The organism is Gordonia sp. DT219, from assembly GCF_049847065.1.
Taxonomy (GTDB): domain Bacteria; phylum Actinomycetota; class Actinomycetes; order Mycobacteriales; family Mycobacteriaceae; genus Gordonia.
The window spans coordinates 341,560-360,842 of the sequence record NZ_JBNCNR010000001.1; the positions used below are offsets into that span (position 1 = coordinate 341,560).

Annotated in this window: 20 protein-coding genes; 9 read left to right on the forward strand and 11 right to left on the reverse strand. The window is 67.6% G+C overall.

Translation table 11 applies throughout. The annotated features are described in order from the left end of the window. Nucleotides 1–28: 28 nt before the first annotated feature. Both ACPXB3_RS01680 and ACPXB3_RS01685 read right to left on the reverse strand, forming a co-directional pair. Entirely contained in the window at nucleotides 29–1,048 is a 1,020-nt protein-coding gene (locus ACPXB3_RS01680; protein ID WP_425703438.1) for a sigma-70 family RNA polymerase sigma factor, read from the reverse strand. A gap of 174 nt (nucleotides 1,049–1,222) precedes the next feature. Continuing rightward, on the reverse strand, nucleotides 1,223–1,627 hold the full coding sequence (locus ACPXB3_RS01685; protein WP_425703440.1) for a DUF3099 domain-containing protein: 405 nt from the start codon (nucleotides 1,625–1,627) through the stop codon (nucleotides 1,223–1,225). Between the two features lie 104 nt (nucleotides 1,628–1,731). Between ACPXB3_RS01685 and ACPXB3_RS01690 the strand changes: the two genes are divergently transcribed. Next, the gene (locus ACPXB3_RS01690; RefSeq protein ID WP_425703442.1) at nucleotides 1,732–2,007 is read left to right on the forward strand and encodes a DUF3039 domain-containing protein; all 276 of its coding nucleotides are present in this window, start codon (nucleotides 1,732–1,734) and stop codon (nucleotides 2,005–2,007) included. 40 nt (nucleotides 2,008–2,047) lie between these two features. On the opposite strand, the gene ACPXB3_RS01695 is transcribed toward ACPXB3_RS01690, so the two are convergent. Next, on the reverse strand, nucleotides 2,048–3,349 hold the full coding sequence (locus ACPXB3_RS01695; RefSeq protein ID WP_425703444.1) for a YhjD/YihY/BrkB family envelope integrity protein: 1,302 nt from the start codon (nucleotides 3,347–3,349) through the stop codon (nucleotides 2,048–2,050). A gap of 276 nt (nucleotides 3,350–3,625) precedes the next feature. Between ACPXB3_RS01695 and ACPXB3_RS01700 the strand changes: the two genes are divergently transcribed. Continuing rightward, on the forward strand, nucleotides 3,626–5,359 hold the full coding sequence (locus ACPXB3_RS01700) for a DEAD/DEAH box helicase (RefSeq protein ID WP_425726116.1): 1,734 nt from the start codon (nucleotides 3,626–3,628) through the stop codon (nucleotides 5,357–5,359). Between the two features lie 159 nt (nucleotides 5,360–5,518). On the opposite strand, the gene ACPXB3_RS01705 is transcribed toward ACPXB3_RS01700, so the two are convergent. The 3 genes from ACPXB3_RS01705 to ppgK form a co-directional block, all read right to left on the reverse strand. After that, entirely contained in the window at nucleotides 5,519–5,725 is a 207-nt protein-coding gene (locus ACPXB3_RS01705; RefSeq protein WP_425703447.1) for a DUF7455 domain-containing protein, read from the reverse strand. A gap of 249 nt (nucleotides 5,726–5,974) precedes the next feature. Beyond that, the gene (locus tag ACPXB3_RS01710) at nucleotides 5,975–7,345 is read right to left on the reverse strand and encodes an RNA polymerase sigma factor (protein ID WP_425703449.1); all 1,371 of its coding nucleotides are present in this window, start codon (nucleotides 7,343–7,345) and stop codon (nucleotides 5,975–5,977) included. Nucleotides 7,346–7,509: 164 nt separating this feature from the next. After that, nucleotides 7,510–8,298, reverse strand: coding sequence for a polyphosphate--glucose phosphotransferase (ppgK, locus tag ACPXB3_RS01715; RefSeq protein ID WP_425703450.1), 789 nt, complete (start codon nucleotides 8,296–8,298; stop codon nucleotides 7,510–7,512). 270 nt (nucleotides 8,299–8,568) lie between these two features. Between ppgK and ACPXB3_RS01720 the strand changes: the two genes are divergently transcribed. Further along, a complete protein-coding gene (locus ACPXB3_RS01720; protein WP_425703549.1) occupies nucleotides 8,569–9,429 on the forward strand; it encodes an inositol monophosphatase family protein in 861 nt (286 codons plus the stop codon). A 47-nt stretch (nucleotides 9,430–9,476) separates the two neighbouring features. On the opposite strand, the gene cei is transcribed toward ACPXB3_RS01720, so the two are convergent. Beyond that, the gene (cei, locus tag ACPXB3_RS01725; protein ID WP_425703452.1) at nucleotides 9,477–10,193 is read right to left on the reverse strand and encodes an envelope integrity protein Cei; all 717 of its coding nucleotides are present in this window, start codon (nucleotides 10,191–10,193) and stop codon (nucleotides 9,477–9,479) included. Between the two features lie 387 nt (nucleotides 10,194–10,580). On the opposite strand from cei, the gene ACPXB3_RS01730 reads away from it, so the two are divergent. After that, nucleotides 10,581–10,880, forward strand: coding sequence for a DUF4193 domain-containing protein (locus ACPXB3_RS01730; protein ID WP_425726118.1), 300 nt, complete (start codon nucleotides 10,581–10,583; stop codon nucleotides 10,878–10,880). A gap of 71 nt (nucleotides 10,881–10,951) precedes the next feature. On the opposite strand, the gene ACPXB3_RS01735 is transcribed toward ACPXB3_RS01730, so the two are convergent. Further along, nucleotides 10,952–11,509, reverse strand: a complete 558-nt coding sequence (locus tag ACPXB3_RS01735) for a DUF3093 domain-containing protein (protein WP_425703456.1) — start codon at nucleotides 11,507–11,509, stop codon at nucleotides 10,952–10,954. A gap of 44 nt (nucleotides 11,510–11,553) precedes the next feature. Between ACPXB3_RS01735 and dut the strand changes: the two genes are divergently transcribed. After that, nucleotides 11,554–12,027 (forward strand): dUTP diphosphatase, encoded by a 474-nt coding sequence (gene dut, locus ACPXB3_RS01740; protein ID WP_425703458.1) that lies wholly within the window; start codon nucleotides 11,554–11,556, stop codon nucleotides 12,025–12,027. An 82-nt stretch (nucleotides 12,028–12,109) separates the two neighbouring features. Next, entirely contained in the window at nucleotides 12,110–12,958 is an 849-nt protein-coding gene (locus ACPXB3_RS01745) for a DUF3710 domain-containing protein (RefSeq protein ID WP_425726120.1), read from the forward strand. 58 nt (nucleotides 12,959–13,016) lie between these two features. On the opposite strand, the gene ACPXB3_RS01750 is transcribed toward ACPXB3_RS01745, so the two are convergent. Then, nucleotides 13,017–13,745, reverse strand: coding sequence for an alpha/beta hydrolase (locus tag ACPXB3_RS01750; RefSeq protein WP_425703462.1), 729 nt, complete (start codon nucleotides 13,743–13,745; stop codon nucleotides 13,017–13,019). A 161-nt stretch (nucleotides 13,746–13,906) separates the two neighbouring features. Here ACPXB3_RS01750 and ACPXB3_RS01755 point away from each other — a divergent pair, with 161 nt between their 5' ends. Next, complete coding sequence (locus ACPXB3_RS01755) at nucleotides 13,907–14,281, forward strand: OB-fold nucleic acid binding domain-containing protein (RefSeq protein ID WP_425703551.1); 375 nt, start codon at nucleotides 13,907–13,909, stop codon at nucleotides 14,279–14,281. Nucleotides 14,282–14,351: 70 nt separating this feature from the next. Here the strand turns inward: ACPXB3_RS01755 and ACPXB3_RS01760 are convergent, their stop codons facing one another. Together ACPXB3_RS01760 and ACPXB3_RS01765 are read right to left on the reverse strand one after the other, a co-directional pair. Beyond that, nucleotides 14,352–15,014 carry a potassium channel family protein gene (locus tag ACPXB3_RS01760; protein WP_425703464.1) on the reverse strand — a complete coding sequence of 221 codons (663 nt, stop codon included), beginning with the start codon at nucleotides 15,012–15,014 and terminating at the stop codon, nucleotides 14,352–14,354. Nucleotides 15,015–15,025: 11 nt separating this feature from the next. Continuing rightward, the gene (locus tag ACPXB3_RS01765; protein WP_425703466.1) at nucleotides 15,026–15,685 is read right to left on the reverse strand and encodes a potassium channel family protein; all 660 of its coding nucleotides are present in this window, start codon (nucleotides 15,683–15,685) and stop codon (nucleotides 15,026–15,028) included. A gap of 154 nt (nucleotides 15,686–15,839) precedes the next feature. Between ACPXB3_RS01765 and ACPXB3_RS01770 the strand changes: the two genes are divergently transcribed. Both ACPXB3_RS01770 and ACPXB3_RS01775 read left to right on the forward strand, forming a co-directional pair. Then, nucleotides 15,840–17,858 carry an APC family permease gene (locus ACPXB3_RS01770; RefSeq protein ID WP_425703468.1) on the forward strand — a complete coding sequence of 673 codons (2,019 nt, stop codon included), beginning with the start codon at nucleotides 15,840–15,842 and terminating at the stop codon, nucleotides 17,856–17,858. Then, nucleotides 17,855–19,180: a class I SAM-dependent RNA methyltransferase gene (locus ACPXB3_RS01775; RefSeq protein ID WP_425726122.1), complete on the forward strand. Its 1,326-nt coding sequence runs from the start codon at nucleotides 17,855–17,857 to the stop codon at nucleotides 19,178–19,180. Before ACPXB3_RS01770 ends, ACPXB3_RS01775 begins: the two co-directional genes overlap by 4 nt. The last annotated feature ends 103 nt before the right edge of the window (nucleotides 19,181–19,283 follow it).

The window sequence follows — 19,283 nt, forward strand, 5'->3', positions numbered from 1 at the left end:
TCGCGGCCGCGCCGGCCGCGAACCGCGATCAGCTCGCGTAGGCGCGCAGCCGCTCGGCGCGATCTCCCTGACGCAGCTTGCCCATCACCTCACGCTCGATCTGACGGACCCGTTCACGTGACAGTCCGAACATGCGGCCGATCTGATCGAGGGTGCGGGGCTGGCCATCGTCGAGGCCGTAACGCATCCGGATGACCTGCTGTTCGCGTTCGTCGAGCGTCGCCAGAACTGCGCGGACGTCGGAATGCAGCAGGCCGGCGATGACCGCGCTCTCCGCCGAAGTCGCCTCGGCATCTTCGATGAAGTCGCCCAGGGGAGCCTCTTCGTCGCTGCCGACAGGCATGTCCAGGCTCACCGGGTCACGGCTGTGGTCGAGCAGATCGGCGATCTTCTCGGCCGGGATGCCGGATTCGCTGGCCAGCTCGTCGTCGGTTGCCTCCCGACCCAGCTGCTGGTGCAGTTCCCGCTTGATGCGGGCGATCTTGTTGACCTGCTCCACGAGATGGACGGGGAGTCGGATCGTGCGGCTCTGATCGGCCATACCGCGGGTGATGGCCTGGCGAATCCACCAGGTGGCGTAGGTCGAGAACTTGAAGCCCTTGGCGTAGTCGAACTTCTCCATCGCGCGGATCAGTCCGAGGTTGCCCTCCTGGATCAGGTCGAGCAATGGCATACCGCGGCCGGTGTAACGCTTGGCCAGCGACACCACCAGACGCAGGTTGGCCTCGAGCAGGTGCGATCGGGCTGCCTCACCCTCGCGGATGATCGTGTTGAGATCTCGCTTCTTCACGGCGCTCAGACGCTTGCGGGTGGCCAGCACGTGCTTGGCATAGAGGCCGACCTCGATCTGCTTGGCGAGCTCCACCTCTTGTACGGCGTTGAGCAGCGCGGTGCGGCCGATTCCGTTGAGGTAGACGCGCACGAGATCGGCGGCGGGGGACTGGGCATCGAGATCCTGCTCGGTCATGGCAGGACGAGTGGAGGTGGTGGGCTCGGCGGCGAGATCGGTGGTGGGGGTGGTGGAGCGAGCAAGGGTGGAGCGTGACATTCCGGCCTCCTGACTTGAGTGCATTCAGAGGGTCCAACGCCATGACCCTTGGGAAAGTTCCCGCCCCGGCGGCCGCCTCGCATCACGGCCAGCGGTGTTGACCTGCGCGTTCGTTCGCCGCAGTGGTGCGACGTTCTGAGAAGTTGCTGAGATGATCGGGCCGTCCGACTGCGGTCAGCTACCCCGTGGGATGTCGGTCGGCGTGGACTCGACGATGCCCGTTTTCGCGCTCGAACCGAGCGGTTGCGGCCCCACGACATGATGCTCGGCGCCGTAGAGATAGTGCCGAACCTCGCCGCGTTTGCGTGGGGGCCGATCATTGGCGATGAGTACCGCGATCCAGGGCAGCGGGATCGACGCCGCAATGATGCCGAGGGCCCACCACCCGGATCCGGTCGACGAATAGACGATGCCCGCGATGATCAGAGCCGGAACCCGGAATGCCATCAAAGCCAGATATTTGTGGACGCGAGCCCGGTGTTGCTCGTCGTACGGGGTCGGCGCACCGGTGATGAGAAAGGCGTCCGCCTTCCCACGTCCGCTGCCGGACTGCTGCTCGCTCTCGTCCCGCTCAGCCATGACTCCACTGTCCCACTTTCGCCGGACGGGCGCACCGTCCGGTCGTGGGTGGATCCGCCGGGGCGATCGGGCGGCGGGGGCGTGTGTGGCGCACAATGGTTGTCATGCCCACCGAAACCATCGAGCGGCCCGACGTCGACGAGCGGACCGACACCACCACCGATGAACGCCCCGACGCCGACGCCACCGACCGCGGTGATGACGACCGGCCGAAGTTCTTCCACTACGTGAACAAGAACAAGATCGCCGAGAGTGCGGTCATGGGGACGCACGTCGTCGCCCTGTGCGGAGAGACCTTTCCGGTGACGCGCTCGGCCAAGCCCGGCTCGCCGGTCTGCCCGAAGTGCAAGAAGATCTACAGCCGGATGCGCAAGGAGTGAGCGTGCCGTGTCGACGGCTGTCGTCGGCACGGATGGCTGTTCACGGATTGTCGGGCGGTTTGTTGTTGCGCCGGCCGACGGGCCCACTCGAGAGCCGCTCCGGCAGTGTTTTCAACTGTCCGGTGACACCTGCGGTCTGATGATGCACCCAGTCGCGCACCTGGGCGGTCACCGCGGGCTGCGCAGGCCATAGTGATTGCACGGCTGCGTTGAACTCGGCGCCGATGACGATGGCGAAGCCGAGGAAGAACGTGAACAGCAAGAATGCGATCGGCGTCGCCAGTGCACCGTAGGTGTAGCCCGCCCGGGTGATGGCGGCGAGGTACAACCGCAGAAAGTAGCTGGCCACCCAGAACACGATGCCGGCGACGATCGCTCCGCCGACGAGTCGGTGCCACGGAAGCGGATTGGGCAGTGCCAGGTGATACAGCGTGGTCAGGACCAGCATCAGCAGCAACGCCACGAAGGGGAAATACCCGAAGTCGATCGCATTGGTGACGAGCGGATGCCACGATTCGGGGACGATGGCGCGCAGGTAGTTCGGTCCGAGTGCGACCAGCGGCAACAACGGTACCGCCACGGTGAGGAACGCCAGATAGAGCAGCAGCGCGAAGATGCGTTGCCACACCGGATTGCGCACCTCGTGCTGATCGTGTGCCCGCACGATGGAAGCGACGAAACACGAGACCGCCGACGACCCGGCCCACAGCGACAGGATGAAACCGACCGAGATGACGCCGACCCGGCCGCGGCCGAGCACGTTGTCGACCGTGGGCCGGATGAGGTCGTTGACGACGTTCGCGGAGAAGGTGCGGTCGGCGAACGCCAGGATGCGGTCGGAGATCACGTCGACGGTGTCGGGGCCGAACCACCCCGAGAGATAGCCGACGCTGCCCAGCACCCCGAGGAGCAGTGGTGGCAGTGACAGCGCCTGCCAGAACGCGGCCTGCGCGGCCCAGCCGACGATCCCGTCGTCCCAGGACTTGACGATGGTCCGCCAGATGAGCCTGGGGATGTTGCGCAATACCGGTGGCCCAGGACTGTCGGGCCGCTCGACCGTCGGGTCATCCCGGCCGTGCGTGTCGGATTCCGACGACACCGGCGCCGGGTGCCGGTGTTTGCGCAGGGGCGTGGTGGGCGCCTCCGTACGTTCGGGCCGGGGCACACGCGTGACCGGTTTGGTCCCGGCCGCGCCCGTGCCCGTCTCACTCGTCCCCGTCCTGCTCGTCCCCGTCTCGCTCGCGCCGGTCGCGGGTGGCCGGTCCTCGGGCAGTCGGCCGCCTGCCGCGTCATGCCGCGCAGCACGGTGGAACGCCGGGGACATCACGTCATCCGGAGTCATCGGGGCGGGGTTTCGGCGTCGGGTACTGATGAGTCCAGCATCCACGATCGCCGTCTGTGATGCGCACCACGACCGCACCGACACGCGGATCGGCATGTCGCGCGGCCTCCGGCGTGCCTCACACCGTGTCGGCCACACGGGTCACCGGACCGCTCGGTAACATTGACGGGTCCGCGAGGTGTGCCGGCGGTGCGCCCCGACGCGTGTTGTCGTCCGGGCGTCGCCGGGTGCCCCCGACGGAATCCCACATCCCCGATGATCCGGAGTCAGTAGCCCGTGACCTCTGCCGAAGACGTTGTCGCCGACACTATTTCGGGCCCGCCACTGCGCGCCTGGCAGCGGCGGGCGCTGACCCGGTATCTGGCCCGGGGGCCGAAGGATTTTCTGGCGGTGGCCACCCCGGGCGCGGGTAAGACCACCTTCGGTCTGCGCGTGGCGCGTGAGCTGCTCGACGACCGGACGGTCGAGCAGATCACGGTGGTCGCACCGACCGAGCATCTCAAACATCAGTGGGCGGAGGCCGCCGCGCGGGTGGGTATCTCGTTGGATTCCCGGTTCCGCAATGCGGCGGGCCAGACGAGTTCGGATTACGACGGGGTCGCGCTGACCTACGCGCAGGTGGCCGCTCATCCGTCCCGGCACCGGGTACGTACCGAGAACCGACGAACCCTGGTCATCCTCGACGAGATCCACCACGGCGGCGACGCGAAGTCGTGGGGAGAGGCGATCCGAGAGGCGTTCGACGACGCGCAGCGACGACTCGCACTCACCGGCACCCCCTTCCGTTCCGATGATTCGCCCATTCCGTTCGTCACCTACGAGCCCGAAGAGGGCGGCGTGTTGCGTTCGCGAGCCGACCACACCTACGGCTACTCCGACGCGCTCGCCGATGGGGTCGTCCGGCCGGTCGTGTTCCTCGCGTATTCGGGTCAGGCGAGTTGGCGCACCAACGCAGGCGAGGAGTTCACCGCCCGGCTGGGTGAGCCGTTGTCGGCCGAACACACTGCCCGCGCCTGGCGCACTGCGCTCGACCCGCACGGTGACTGGATTCCGGCCGTCTTGCAGGCGGCCCACACCAGGTTGGGCCAGATCCGGGGCGGCGGCATGTCCGACGCGGGCGGACTGGTCATCGCAACCGATCAGGCGGTGGCCCGCGACTACGCCGAGCTGCTCATGGCGATCACCGGGAAGATGCCGACGCTCGTGCTGTCCGATGACCCGAAGGCGTCGTCGCGGATCGCCGAGTTCGCCGCGTCCGACGATGAGTGGATGGTCGCGGTGCGCATGGTGTCCGAGGGTGTCGACGTTCCGCGTCTGGCGGTCGGCGTGTACGCCACAAGTTCCTCGACACCGCTGTATTTCGCCCAGGCCATCGGTCGGTTCGTCCGGTCTCGCCGGCCGGGGGAGACCGCGAGCGTGTTCCTGCCGTCGGTTCCGGTGCTGCTGAATCTCGCGAGCCAGATGGAGGCCGAGCGCGACCACGTCCTCGGTAAACCACATCGGGACAGTGACGGACTCGACGATGCTCTGCTCGTCGACGCCAACAAGCAGAAGGACGAGCCCGGCGAGGACGAAAACGGGTTCCAGTCGCTGCACGCCGACGCCGAGCTCGATCAGGTGATCTTCGACGGCTCGTCGTTCGGGACGGCGACCTTCGCGGGGAGCGATGAGGAATCGGACTATCTCGGCCTGCCCGGACTACTCGACGCCGAGCAGGTACGCGCGCTTTTGCGTCGGCGCCAGGAGGAACAGGTGGATCGCCGTTCCGCCGATGCCGCCGCCACTGTTGCGCCGGCCTCGGCAACCGAGGCCGACCGCGGCGCCGGCGAGAATCTGCACGCGTTGCGCAAAGAGCTCAACACCCTCGTGGCGATGCATCATCACCGGACGGGTAAACCACACGGCGTGGTGCATAACGAGCTGCGGAGCAAACTCGGCGGTCCGCCGACCGTGATGGCCTCCGCCGAGCAGCTCCGCGAGCGAATCCAGGCGCTGCGCGAGTGGCATTGAGGCCTGCTCACCGTTCGGCCGGCACACGGTCGGCCCGAACATGAGCGGGCGAACATGAGCGGCCGGAACATGAGCGGCCGGAACATGAGCGGCCGGAACATGAGCGAGGCCCGGCGGAGTGTGTCCCGCCGGGCCTCGCTTCATGTTCGTGGGTGGGTATCAGACGAGCTCTCCGACCGACTCGTCCACCGTTGCAGCCATCTCCACGAGACGCGTCTCGTGCTCGTTGAAGTGGTGCCGGCAGAAGAGGAGTTCGCCGCCGTTGGGAAGTACGGCACGCACCTTGGCCGCGGCGCCACAGCGATCGCAGCGGTCCGATGCGGTCAGCGGCAGGGAGATCGGGGGTGTGGTCGCGATGTCTGACATGGTTTCCTCCATCCCGGTCCGGCACCTCTCGTGCCTTTCCTTCGTGAGCCGACGCATCCGGGCGATGCGTCAACCTCACTGTGTCAGACGTTTTCGGGTTTCGTATTGTTCCAAAGCCACGCCGCGCTGTGTCGTCACTCACCTGTAACACGGCGTCGGCTACTGGCAATACGGTGCTGCCGGCAATACGGCATGGAGCCGTTGCCCGAAGCCGGTGCCGAACTTGTCGCGGGCCGCGCGGCTCCCGGCTCAGTCCAGGTAGTCGCGCAGCACCTGCGAGCGGGAGGGGTGTCGCAACTTGGACATCGTCTTCGACTCGATCTGGCGAATGCGTTCACGGGTGACGCCGTACACCTGACCGATTTCGTCGAGAGTGCGGGGCTGCCCGTCGGTGAGACCGAAACGCAGCCGCACAACTCCTGCCTCACGCTCGGAAAGTGTCTCGAGCACCGACTGCAGCTGATCTTGTAACAGCGTGAAGCTCACTGCGTCGACCGCCACGACCGCCTCGGAGTCCTCGATGAAGTCACCGAGTTGAGAGTCGCCCTCGTCGCCGATGGTCTGGTCCAGGGAGATGGGCTCACGCGCGTACTGCTGGATCTCCAGCACCTTCTCCGGCGTGATGTCCATTTCTTTCGCGAGTTCTTCAGGGGTGGGCTCGCGACCCAGGTCCTGCAGCAACTCGCGCTGGATACGGCCGAGTTTGTTGATGACCTCGACCATGTGCACCGGGATGCGAATGGTCCGGGCCTGGTCGGCCATGGCGCGCGTGATCGCCTGGCGGATCCACCACGTCGCGTACGTCGAGAACTTGTAGCCCTTGGTGTAGTCGAACTTCTCGACCGCACGGATCAGTCCCAGATTGCCTTCCTGGATGAGATCGAGGAAGGCCATACCGCGGCCTGTGTAGCGTTTGGCCAGCGACACCACCAGCCGCAGGTTGGCCTCGAGCAGATGGTTCTTGGCGCGGTTGCCGTCCCGCGAGACCCAGTTGAGGTCACGCTTCTGGGCCGTGCTGAGTTTCTCGCCGGAGGCGAGGATTCGCCGAAGCCGTTCGGTCGCGAACAGGCCGGCTTCGATGCGCTTGGCCAGTTCGACCTCCTCTTCTGCGTTGAGGAGAGCGACCTTGCCGATCTGCTTGAGATAGGCGCGTACCGAGTCGGCCGACGCGGTGAGCTCGGCGTCCTTGCGCGCCTGACGGAGCGCCTCGGATTCCTCCTCGTCCCAGACGAAGTCACCGGAGTTCTTCGAATCGTCTTTGGCCTTCGCAGCCGACGCGCCGGCCGTCTTGCCTACGGCCGCGGTGGTCTGCGCGGGCTCGTCCTCGGTGGCCGGCTCATCGGCGTCGATGTCGACGTCGTCGAGTTCGGCATCGGGACCGTCGAGTTCCTCGATCGAGGTGGGCTCGGCGTCGGCGTCCTCGCCGACGGCGGCCGGGCCGGCTTTCTTCGCTGCGGTCTTGCGGGCCGGCGCCTTCTTGGCGGCCTTACGTGCGGTGGCCTTCTTCGCGGGTGCCTTCTTGGCGGTCTTCTTCGCGGGCGCCTTGTCCGCCGTGGGAGCGGTCGACGTCGTCGGGTCTTCGACCTCGGCGTCGTTCTGGCGGGTCTGGGTGGCTGCCACGTACAACCTTTCGGATGCGAATCTTTACTATCCTCGCGGCAGCGTCGGCCGTCGCGGATGAGGGCTTGGTCCGGCACAAGCGGCGCCGGTCTCGACCATTGTAACGACACCGCCCGCGGGGATGTGACAAGGCGCAGGTCAACAGCGGTACGGCAAGGTCACGATCAGACCTGCAGTCCTTGCTCGACGGCCATCGCCGCGCCGACGATGCCTGCGGTGTTGAGGAGCGCGGCGGGCACCACCGGGGTGGAGTTGGTCAGCAACGGAATCCATTTCGCCGACTTGCGGCTGATCCCGCCGCCGACGATGAACAACCGGGGCCAGAAGAGTGACTCGTAGACCTTGAGGACGTCGGAGACCTTCTCGGTCCACTTCTCATACGTCCAGCCCTTTTCCTCTTTCACCCGTGAGGACGCCTGGTGCTCGGCCTCCTTCTTTCCCACCTGGAGATGCCCGAGTTCGGTGTTGGGCACCAGTTTTCCGTCGTTGAGGATCGCCGAACCGATGCCGGTTCCGAAGGTCAGGAGCATGATCACACCGTCTGCGCCCTTACCGGCGCCGTAGGCGTCCTCGGCCATGCCCGCCGCGTCGGCGTCGTTGAGCACCGAGACATGCCGGCCACCCAACTCCTTGCTGAAGAGGTCGTAGACGTTTGTGCCGATCCAGCTCTTGTCGATGTTGGCCGCCGTGCGCATCACGCCCTCGGTGATCACGCCCGGCAGCGTGATGCCGACGGGCCCCTGCCAGTCGAACTGGGCGACGACCTCGGCGACGCCACCGGCGACGGCGTCGGGCGTGGCGGGTTGTGGGGTGAGTACCTTGAAGCGTTCACCGACGAGGGCACCGGTGTCGAGGTCGACGATTCCGCCCTTGATGCCCGACCCGCCGACGTCGACGCCGAAGCCGAGATTCGTTGCGATGACAGGGGAGTCGGGGGTGACAGACTCGGACATGGCGGGTCCTCTCGACACGGTGAGCGGTGACACTGGGCCACATGGCGCCTCCAGGCTATCCAGGCGCGCACGGCGCCGCACCGATGTCGGGCGAAGTCCCTCCGCCGGACGCCACGGTGTATGCGCGCGACGGAGTCGGGTGAGACCGGTCTCACCGATTGCCCGACTGTCCGGTTCGGCCGCCGGATGTGCTGACATGGATGGGTGGAGCGACGAGCGGGCGAGGCACCGTACGAGGACACGGCAACCGAGGACACGGCAACCGAGGACGTGACGGCGCTGGGTGCGCTCGCCGTCGAGATCGCCGAGGCGGCAGCAGACCACGTCCGTCGCCGTCGGCGGGAACTCTTCGGTGGCCCGGGCCCGGGCATCGCGCCGGGTGGCGTCGAGGCGGTGTCGACCAAGTCGACGCCGACCGACCCGGTCACGTTGGCCGACACCGAGTCCGAGGAGTTGATCCGTACTCGACTGCGCGCGGCACGGCCGGACGACGAGATCCTCGGTGAGGAGTCCGGAGGCAGTGTCAGCGTCCCGAGTGGTGTGCGGTGGGTGGTCGATCCGATCGACGGAACGGTCAACTTCATGTACGGCGTCCCGGCCTTTGCGGTATCGGTGGCCGCCCAGATCGGCGGACGTTCGGTGGCCGGTGCGGTCGTCGATGTGGCGCGCCGGGTGACCTACCGCGCGACCGTCGGCGGCGGCGCGTTCATGCACGCCGACGGTGACGTCGTGCGGTTGCGGTGCAACGACCTCGATCGTGTCGAGCTCGCGCTGGTGGCGACGGGGTTCGGCTATGACTCGGCGCGGCGGGAAGCGCAGGGGACGATCGTGGCGGCCTTGCTGCCGCGGATTCGGGACGTGCGCCGGATCGGGGCGGCAGCACTGGATCTGTGCATGGTGGCCAGTGGCGCAGTCGATGCGCACATCGAGCACGGTCTGAGTCCGTGGGACTGGGCGGCGGGCGGGCTGATCGCGGCAGAGGCGGGCGCGGTGGTCGAGTTGCCGCCGCCGGATTCGAGGTCTGCCGACGGTCATGCGACCATCGCGGTCGCGCCCGGCGTCGCCGACGAGTTCATCGCACTACTCGAGGATCTCGGTGCGCGCCGGGCGCTACCGGGAGCCGACGGCTGAGGCCGTCGTGGTGATCGCGGCCGGCCGGCGCCGTCTCGCCCGGTCGCTCAGCAGTGCTGCGAGTGGACTGCCTTGACCAGACCTGGATCGACGCCGCTCCGCGGATTCTTCGGATCCGCCGAGCGCAACGCCTCGAGCGCAGCCTGTGCATCCTGCGACTGCTCTTGTGGCTTGTAGTACTGGCCGAGTGCCACGTCGACGTCGGTGCCGCGGCGACCATCGTTGACGAGCTGAGCACAGGGTATGGCCAGCCACACCGCGGCAGCGGCCGACTTGCCTGCCGGTCCGAAGCGGATCTGGGCGACACAGTTCAGGTCATGTCCGGGATAGACGGGGTCGTCGCCGTATGCGGAGTCCCCGGCCGGGGTGAAGCCCTGCGCGGTGAGGTCGTTGGACACCAACTGCGCCTCGCCGCGCTGGGTGGAGGCGTTGAGAACGCGGACCTGGAACGTCGACAACGGAGCCGGGGCCACCGACAGCATCCCGTCACGATCGGCCACCGCGCGCGTCGGAGTGGTGGCCGGACTCGCCGGCGCGGCGGGCTGCTGCGGTGTCGTGACCGACGCCGACGCGCTCGCCGGGCCCGGCGTGTTGCAATCGGTGGGGGTGGCGTCGGCCTCCGAGCCCGCCAGCGCCACCGACCACACGACGATGCCGAGGACCGCCAGTACCGCGAGCACGATGGCGATCGGGCGCGTTCTGCGCCGCTTGTAGGGCCGACCCTTGCGGTCGGTCGGATAACCGGTCGTAATCTGCGAGACCACCGTGGACTGCGCTCCTTCGCCCGGCGGAATCCGGGCCCGACTGCCAATTCTGGCCCAACTGTAGAGGGTGCCCGGGGTGATCGACCGCAGGCGGCGCCGTCGACGCGTGGGTTGCGGTGTCACACGGAACCAGTGCGAGCCGACTGTTGACTCTGTGATCGCCATAGACTAGAGTTCGGGCGCCCACCACTCCCGAGTCCGGCGGAGGGTTGGCAATAGATTGTGATCAACATCACATATGTCCGGTGGCCGTTTGGTAACGAATCGCACCGGTCATGACGTTGTAGTGACGCCGGCAAGACAATCCCGGCGGCTTGGCGCCCCGGTGGTCAACGGTCACAAGCCGACGACCGGCGGTCGCGCCCCTTCAACCAGGTAAGGCACACAATGGCTACTGATTACGACGCCCCACGGCGCACGGAGTCCGAGGACCTGAACGAGGACTCGCTCGAAGAGCTGAAGGCCCGGCGCAGCGAGGCGCAGTCGGCTGCGGTCGACGTTGACGAAGGCGATACCGCCGAGTCATTCGAACTGCCCGGTGCAGACCTCTCGGGTGAGGAACTGTCGGTGCGGGTCATTCCCAAACAGGCCGACGAATTCACCTGTACCAGTTGCTTTCTCGTCTATCACCGCAGTCGGCTGGCCCATGAGAACGGGTCCGACATGATCTGCGTGGACTGCGCCTGAGCCGCCCCGCCTGATCTGCCTGCCGGGCGGATCACAGGCTGGGGGCGGGCTGGGCCGCGTCGGCTCCGGCGTTACGCGCTTGCGGCTGCCGCGTCGGCAATGCCCAACGCGTCCAACAACTCTCCCGGACGACGCGTCGAGACCAGCCAATACGGCGTCGGGTCATCGGGATCGTCGAGCACGAGTAGCACCATCGTCTTCACCCATGCGTGGTGGATGAGAAACGCCGCGGGATCGAGTTGGCGACCCAGCGCGGCGCTCTTCGCCGACGCGGGGACGGTCGCCCCACGCGCGATCACCGAGGGTGGCAGACGCGCTTTGCCCGCGTATAGCTGGCCGTCGGCGCTCACACGAATGCGTGTGTGGCCCATCGAGACCAGCACCATGGCGCACACCACCGCCGCACCCAGATATCCGAGGTAACCCCAGACCGAATGGTGTGCGGACAGTTCGATCTCATGACCCACGACGCCGATCACAACGACAGCAGCCAGCCACCACCACCAGGGCACCGACAAACGCTCGGTGTAACGGTCGCCGGCGGCCGGTCCGCTCGACTCGGTACGGACCGCACGCGCCGGGTCGGGGGCCTTGCTGGTGGACTCCTCGTGGGGTTCCGGGTCACTCACACCCGCCAGCGTAGTCTTCCACCGTGGCATCAGAATTCCCCCCTGTGACCGCGCCTGTTCCGGCCGGATCCGTCCCGGCGGTGCGGATCCGCCGTCTCGACCCCGACATCGCGCTACCCGCCCGCGCCCACCCCGATGATGCGGGTGTGGATCTGTGCTCGACGACCGACCTGGAACTCGCGCCGGGGCGCCGACAACTGGTGGGCACCGGGATCGCGATCGCCCTACCGGTCGGCACCGTGGGTCTGGTGCATCCGCGTTCGGGGTTGGCCGCCCGCGCGGGTCTGTCCATCGTCAACACCCCCGGCACCATCGACGCCGGCTATCGCGGCGAGATCAAGGTGTGCCTGATCAACCTCGATCCTTCCGAACCCATCCACATCACACGCGGCGACCGCATCGCGCAATTGGTTGTCCAGCGCGTCGAACTCCCCGCGTTCGTCGAGGTCGACGAGCTCGACGACACCAGTCGTGGCGGTGGGGGTTACGGGTCGAGTGGCGGTCACGCGATCCTCTGAGAACTCCGCCGATGGCTGGACTACCCTGCACAAATGACGGTGATCGGACCGACGGTGATCCGACGATGGGAGACGTGAACTGATGGCTGACGACGACGAGCTGCGGGTCGGGCAGGCGCGCGGGCCCTACGACATCGAGCTCCTCGACACCTCCGCCGAGGAGCTCGCGAATTCACATCTGGATCTTGGTTCGGTGCTGGTACCGGTGGTCGAGGGCGGACAGGTCACCGTCGAGATGTCGCCGGATCACCAGCCCGAGGCGGTCTATCTCGTGACCCCGCACGGGCGGATCTCCGTGACCGCCTTCGCTGCCCCGAAGTCGCCCGGCCTGTGGCGCGAGGTGGTCCGTGAACTCGCGGCATCGCTGCGTGATGAGGGCGCGACGACCAGCGTCGAGGACGGGCATTGGGGACGCGAGGTTCTCGCGGAGGTGTCCGAGGGAGTTCATCGTTTCATCGGGGTGGACGGTCCGCGCTGGATGGTGCGGTGCGTGGCCAGCGGTCCGGCGGAGTCCGCCGACCCGCTGGCCCAACTCGCGCGTGCGGTGCTCGCCGAGTCGGTGGTGCGTCGGGGCAAGGATCCGGCGCCGCCGCGCGAGATGTTGCCGATCGTGCTGCCGCCCGTACTCGCCGAGCAGGTCGCGGCCGCGCAGCAACAGATGTTCCCCGATGAGGAGGGGTTCGCACCTCCGACGACCGCGGTCGCCGACGCCGACTCCCCGGTCTCGGCGGCTGCGCCTCCCGCGGGCGGCGCCCTCGATCAGATCCAGCGAGCGACCGTCATCGCGGACTCCGCGCCCACCGGCGGGGGCGTCGAGGAGAGCGGTGGGGCAGAGAGTGCTGTCACAGAAAACGACGTCGACGACGACCCCGTCCCGCCCTCGTCGGGCTCGGCGATGCAGCGGTTCCGCCGGCGCGGCGGCAAACGCTGACCGGGTCGCGCCCGGCACCATAACGGCGGGCGGGTGCACAAACCACTGGGCGGCAAGACTATTCGTCGTAGACCAGAGCGCTCCAGATGGCCGCGCACGTCCAGCCCAGTACCGCGGGGTCTGCGCCCCAGCGATCCACGCCCACCTGCTCGGCGCGCGCGTGTGGTGCGGCGTCGCACCACGAGCGCGCGACTGCCCACGGATGGAGCGGATCGTCGCCCGCGCCGACCACCGCCAGCGGCGCCACCAATCCGCGGATCGCCGTGACATCGGGCGCCCGGTAGGTCGCCGCTTGCTCGAGCTGGCGGACCAGACCGGGGTGCAAGGACCGCCACGAGCGGGACAACTCGCGCCCCAGCCACTCAGGGCTCGTGGCGGCCATCGCCGAGATCGTGGTCTCCAGGCCGTCGGTGCGCAGTGCCCGGGCGGTGGCCAGCGCACTCCCGGCCGCGACCGCAGTGGCCGGATCGCCGCTCCAGGCAGGCATCGCGGCCCACACGCCGACGCACCGCTGCCGTCCGGCCGGGCCGAGCGCCCACTCGAGGGCCAGGGCGGCGCCGATCGAGAAGCCACCGACCAGGATTCGCTCCGCCCGCGCGTACTCGGCCAGTCCACGACGATGACCGCCGATCAGATCATCGGTCGGCTCGAGCGCGATCAGATCGGCGCCGAGACCACGCGCGGCAGGTCCGAATGCCCGCCGTACGAAGTCCGCATCCGAGCCCGTTCCGGGCAGGGCGATGAGCACGTCGGCGCCGGTCACACGGGTCGTGTCATTCGCGGGCATGTACAGATCATGCCGTGCGTTGTACCCGCTGAGGACATGGGTCTACGCTGAGCCGAAGTGCCGCGTCGGAACCGACAAGGTGTGCGAGATCAGCCCAGCGGCTCGTGCCCCCGAATGTCGAACACCGAGCGGAACCCACGATGTGTCCCATGGAGGTTGTGATGCCGACGGCCGGTTATCTCAAGCGGCTGACGAAACGGTTGACCGAAGATCTCGGCAATGCGGATGCGCAACAGATCGCTGCCGAATCCGAAGCGACCGGCGCCCAGCGCGCCGTCGAGTGTTGCCGCGGTGACGAGGTCACCATGCACGGTGAACTGCGTGCAGTCGAGACCTGTTCACGAGCCGCACGCAGCGGCGTCAAGGCCGAGTTCTTCGACGGAAGCGATACCGTCGTCCTGAAATGGTTGGGACGTAACCGCATTCCGGGGATCGAACCCGGACGCAAACTCACCGTGCGCGGCCGTCTCGCCGAACACGACGGGTTCAAGGTGATCTACAACCCCTATTACGAACTGTATGGAGCCGAGGACTGACTTCGTGACGGCCGCCGGGCTGTGATGGGCGGGCGCCGCAGCCGAGCCGGTGGGCTCGGCGCGCGCCATATCAGTGGGGGACCCGCATGGCGTCATGGAGCGCCGGCTCGGCTTCGGTGGGAGCGATGAACACGAGTTCGTCGCCGCCTTCGAGCGGATCGTCCCGCTCGGGCACTATCACCCGGCCCCCGCGCAGGATCGCCACCAGAGCGGCGTCGCGCGGGAGGCTCAGCTTGTGAACCGGCCGTCCGGCCAGCGGGGTGTCCGGCGGCAGCGTCAATTCGACAAGATTGGCCTGCCCTTGCCGGAACGTCATGAGCCGCACGAGATCTCCCACCGAGACCGCTTCCTCGACGAGGGAGGCGAGCAGCCGCGGGGTGGACACGGCGACGTCGACACCCCAGTCCTCGCCGAAGAGCCATTCGTTTCGGGGATCGTTGACGCGCGCGACCACCCGGTTCACTGCGAACTCGGTCTTGGCGAGCAGGCTGACCACCAGGTTGGCCTTGTCGTCGCCGGTGGCCGCGATCATCACATCGAAGCCCTGTAGCCCTGCCGACTCCAGGGTCGTCAGCTCGCAGGCGTCGGCGAGCAACCACTGCGCGCCGGCTACCGCGTCGGGATCGATGTGGTCGGCGTTGCGCTCGAACAAGGTCACCTCGTGCGCGTTGACCAGCAACTCGCGCGCGATGGACCGGCCGACCGCGCCGGCGCCGGCGATGGCCACTTTCATGTGTGCACTCCTCAGTCGGCGTCGATCGGCGACGCTGCGATCGAACGGATCTCGGCGAGGCGCTCGAGCAGGGCCGCGACGAAGACCACGTCGTCCTGCTGCAGCACCGTCTTTGCTTCGGGTAGAACAGGATTGCCGAGACGATTGATGAACGACACCCGCGCGCCGGTCAATTCCTGGAACTTCACCACCGTGGTGCCGATCCACGACTCGTCGATCTCGAGTTGCGCGATCGCCACCGTCCCCGACGGGTCGCGCCACTCGGTGGTGGAGATCTCACCGAGTGCGGAGACGAATCGTTCGGTGGTCCAGGGGACGGTCGCCACCGTCGGGATACCCAGACGCTCGTAGACCGCGGCGCGTTTGGCGTCGTAGATGCGCGCGACCACACGTTCCACATCGAAGGTTTCGCGGGCCACCCGCGCGGCGATGATGTTGGAGTTGTCGCCCGAGGAGACCGCAGCGAAGGCGTCGGCCTCCTCGATGCCGGCCTTGACCAGGACGTCCCTGTCGAAGCCCACGCCGAGGATGCGGCGCCCGGTGAAGTCGTCGCCGAGCCGAGTGAAGGCCGTCGGATTGCGATCGATGACGGCGACCTCGTGGCCGCGCTTCTGCATCGCCCGGGCCAGCGACGAGCCGACGCGTCCGCAGCCCATGATGACTACCCGCAAGAAAATCGATCCTTCCGTATCGGCGTGATCCGCCGCTCGTGTCCGGCCTGCGTCGACCGGTCTCGGTTCACGCTGAGATGAACCTACCCTCCGCGCCCACGTCGTGACGCGGGTCCTGGTGGCCTTCGTCTGGACGAGGTCTTAGTGTTGCGTGGTGTCCACCGTGTCAAAGGCGTCCGTTGCGACGAAACGCCTGCTTCTGGGGCGTCCCTTTCGTAGTGACAGCCTCGGTCACACCTTGTTGCCCAAACGAATCGCGCTGCCCGTCTTCGCCTCCGATGCGATGTCGTCGGTCGCCTACGCGCCGCAGGAGATCTTCCTGGTGCTCTCGGTCGCCGGGCTCTCGGCATTGGCCTACACACCCTGGGTGGCGATCGCGGTGGCGATCGTCATGGCGGTGGTCGTGGCCAGCTATCGCCAGAATGTGCACGCATATCCCTCCGGCGGTGGTGACTATGAGGTGGCCACGGTCAACCTGGGGCCGACCGCGGGCCTGACCGTCGGAAGTGCCCTGCTCGTCGACTACGTGCTGACCGTGGCGGTATCGATCTCGTCGGCCGCCGAGAACATCGGGTCGGCGATACCCTTCGTCTCCGAACATCGCGTGTGGTTCTGTGTCGTCGCGATCGTGGTGCTGGCCGCGGTGAACCTGCGGGGTCTCAAGGAATCGGGAATGGTGCTGGCCATCCCGACCTACGCGTTCATCGTCGGTGTGCTCGGCATGCTCATCTGGGGATTCGTCGAGATCTATGTGCTCGGCCGACACGTGCAATCCGAAACTGCCGACTTCCAGATCAGGGCCGAACACAGCCAGCTCATGGGGATCGCGCTGGTCTTTCTGATCGCGCGCGCATTCTCCTCGGGTTGCGCGGCACTGACCGGGGTCGAGGCGATCAGCAACGGTGTACCGGCGTTCCGGAAACCCAAGTCGCGCAACGCGGCCAGCACACTGCTGCTGCTCGGGTCGATCGCGATCGTGCTGCTGCTCGGCATCGTGTTCCTGGCCGAGCGGATCGGTGCCAAATACGTGATGAATCCGTCGCAGGATCTCATCGGGGCGCCCCCGGGATATCAGCAGAAGGCCATGATCGCCCAGCTCGCGCATGCCGTCTTCAACACTTTCCCGGCGGGCTTCTACTTCGTGGCCACCGTCACCGCGCTGATCTTGATGCTGGCAGCCAACACCGCGTTCAACGGCTTTCCGGTCCTCGGCTCGGTGCTCGCCCAGGATCGATACCTGCCGCGGCAATTGCACACCCGCGGTGACCGACTCGCGTTCAGCAACGGGATCGTGTTCCTCGCGGTCGCGGCGATCGCCTTCGTGGTCGCGTTCGGCGGCGCGGTGACCGCGCTCATCCAGCTCTACATCGTGGGCGTGTTCGTCTCGTTCACGCTGAGCCAGACCGGCATGGTCCGACACTGGACCCGGTTGTTACGCAACGAGACCGATCCCAAGGCTCGTCGGCGCATGATGCAGTCACGGGTCATCAACACGGTCGGTCTGCTGATGACAGCGATCGTCCTCATCGTCGTACTCATCACCAAGTTCACCGCCGGCGCCTGGATCGCGATCCTGGCGATGGTGTTCCTGTTCGTCCTGATGAAGGCGATCCACCACCACTACGCAACTGTGCAACGTGAACTCGAGCGCGCATCCGACGACGACGAGGCCGTGCTGCCCAGCCGCACGCACTCCATCGTGCTGGTCTCGACGCTGCACATGGCCACCAAACGGGCCCTGCTGTTCGCGCGTGCCACCCGGCCCGACGCCCTGGAGGCGATCACGGTCAACGTCGATGACCGCGACACCCGGCGGCTGGTCTCCGAATGGGAGGACAGCGACCTGCGCGTGCCGCTCAAGGTGATCGCCTCGCCCTATCGCGAGATCACCCGTCCGATCATCGACTACGTGCGCCGGGTGCGCCGCGAGTCACCGCGCGACGTCATCACCGTGTTCATCCCCGAATACGTGGTGGGGCACTGGTGGGAGCAGATCCTGCACAACCAGTCGGCGCTGCGCCTGAAGACCCGGCTGCTCTTCGAGCCCGGCGTGATGGTGACATCGGTTCCGTGGCAGCTCAATTCCTCTGATCGCCGCAAGACCGACCTCGCCTATCACGCACCCGGCGACACCCGCCGTGCGCTAGGCGGCGGCGACGGGCCTGATGCATGAGCGCGGTGCGTGATCGGTTGACGCTCACCATCGAACGCCCGGCCAACGGCGGTGCCGCCGTCGCACACGCCGACGACGGGCGGGTGGTCTTCGTCCGCGGCGCCATCCCCGGTGAGACCGTGACCGCCACGGTCGTCGAGAAGAAGTCCGGATTTCTGGTCGCCGCGGTCGACGAGGTGCTCGACGCGTCGGCGCACCGCCGCCCACCGCGCTGTGCCGCGGCCGCGCACGGCGCGGGTTGCTGCGATCTCGACTTCATCGATATTGCTCACGCCCGAACCCTCAAGTCGCAGGTACTCGTCGATGTCCTGACCCGGATCGGCGGATTCACTCCTGCGGCACTGGCTGCCCTCGACGGCGGATCGCCCGAGGTCGGCTCGCTCGACGAGGCCGAGTCCGGGTGGCGTATCCGCACCCGGATGGCAGTCGACGGACAGGGGCGCGCCGGTCTGCACGAGCACGGCGGCGCGGGCATCGTCGTGGGGCACCGGTGCGCTCAGCCCGACCCGCTGCTCAGCGACCTCGCGGCGCTCGACGGCACATTCACCCCCGACGCCGAACTCGCGATCGTCCTCGATGACGCCGGGCGACGGCACCTCACCGAGATCGCCCCCGCCGCAACCCGACCGGCGGCCGCGGCCCGCGACCGTCGACGGTCGGCGCAGCAACGACGACGCCGACGCGAACAACCACGTGCACAACGCGTCATCGAGGGCGAGCCGATGGCCCGGCATCGGGTGGGCGAGCGGGCGTGGGACATACCGGTGACGGGCTTCTGGCAGGGCCACCGTGCGGCGCCGCGCGTCTACGCCCAGACCGTCGGTGAGTTCGTCGCCGACCACACCGCCGCCGCCCGAAGCGCCGCGGCCGCCGTTACAGACGTCGCGACGTGCTGGGATCTCTACGGCGGCGCCGGGGTGTTCGCCGCTGTCCTCACCGACCAGGTCGGTGCGCGCGAGGTACACATCGTCGATTCCGACGCGGGTGCCCTGCACGCCGCGCAGCAGACCTTCGGCGCCGACGGCCCGATCACCGTCCACCACGGCGAGGTCGCCCAACAGATCGGCGGGCTACCCGCTCCGCAGGTCGTCGTCCTCGACCCGCCCCGGACCGGCGCCGGTGCCCGGGTGATCGACCAGATCGTGGCCGCGGCGCCCCAGGTGGTCGTGTACGTCGGATGCGACGTCGCACGCTTCGCTCGCGATCTGAGGATTTTCGCTGATCGGGGTTACCGGACACGCGCAATTCGTGGGTTCGACGCTTTTCCGCTCACCCACCACATCGAGGCGATCGCGGTCCTCGTGCGGTCGATCTCACGCTGACGCGCTGGTGCCACGAGCCGGCGTCGGCGCGCGCCGACCGTAGACTGACACGAACGGTCCCGCGCATGCCTTCCGGTGTGGTGGGCGCACGCCCACACCCGGC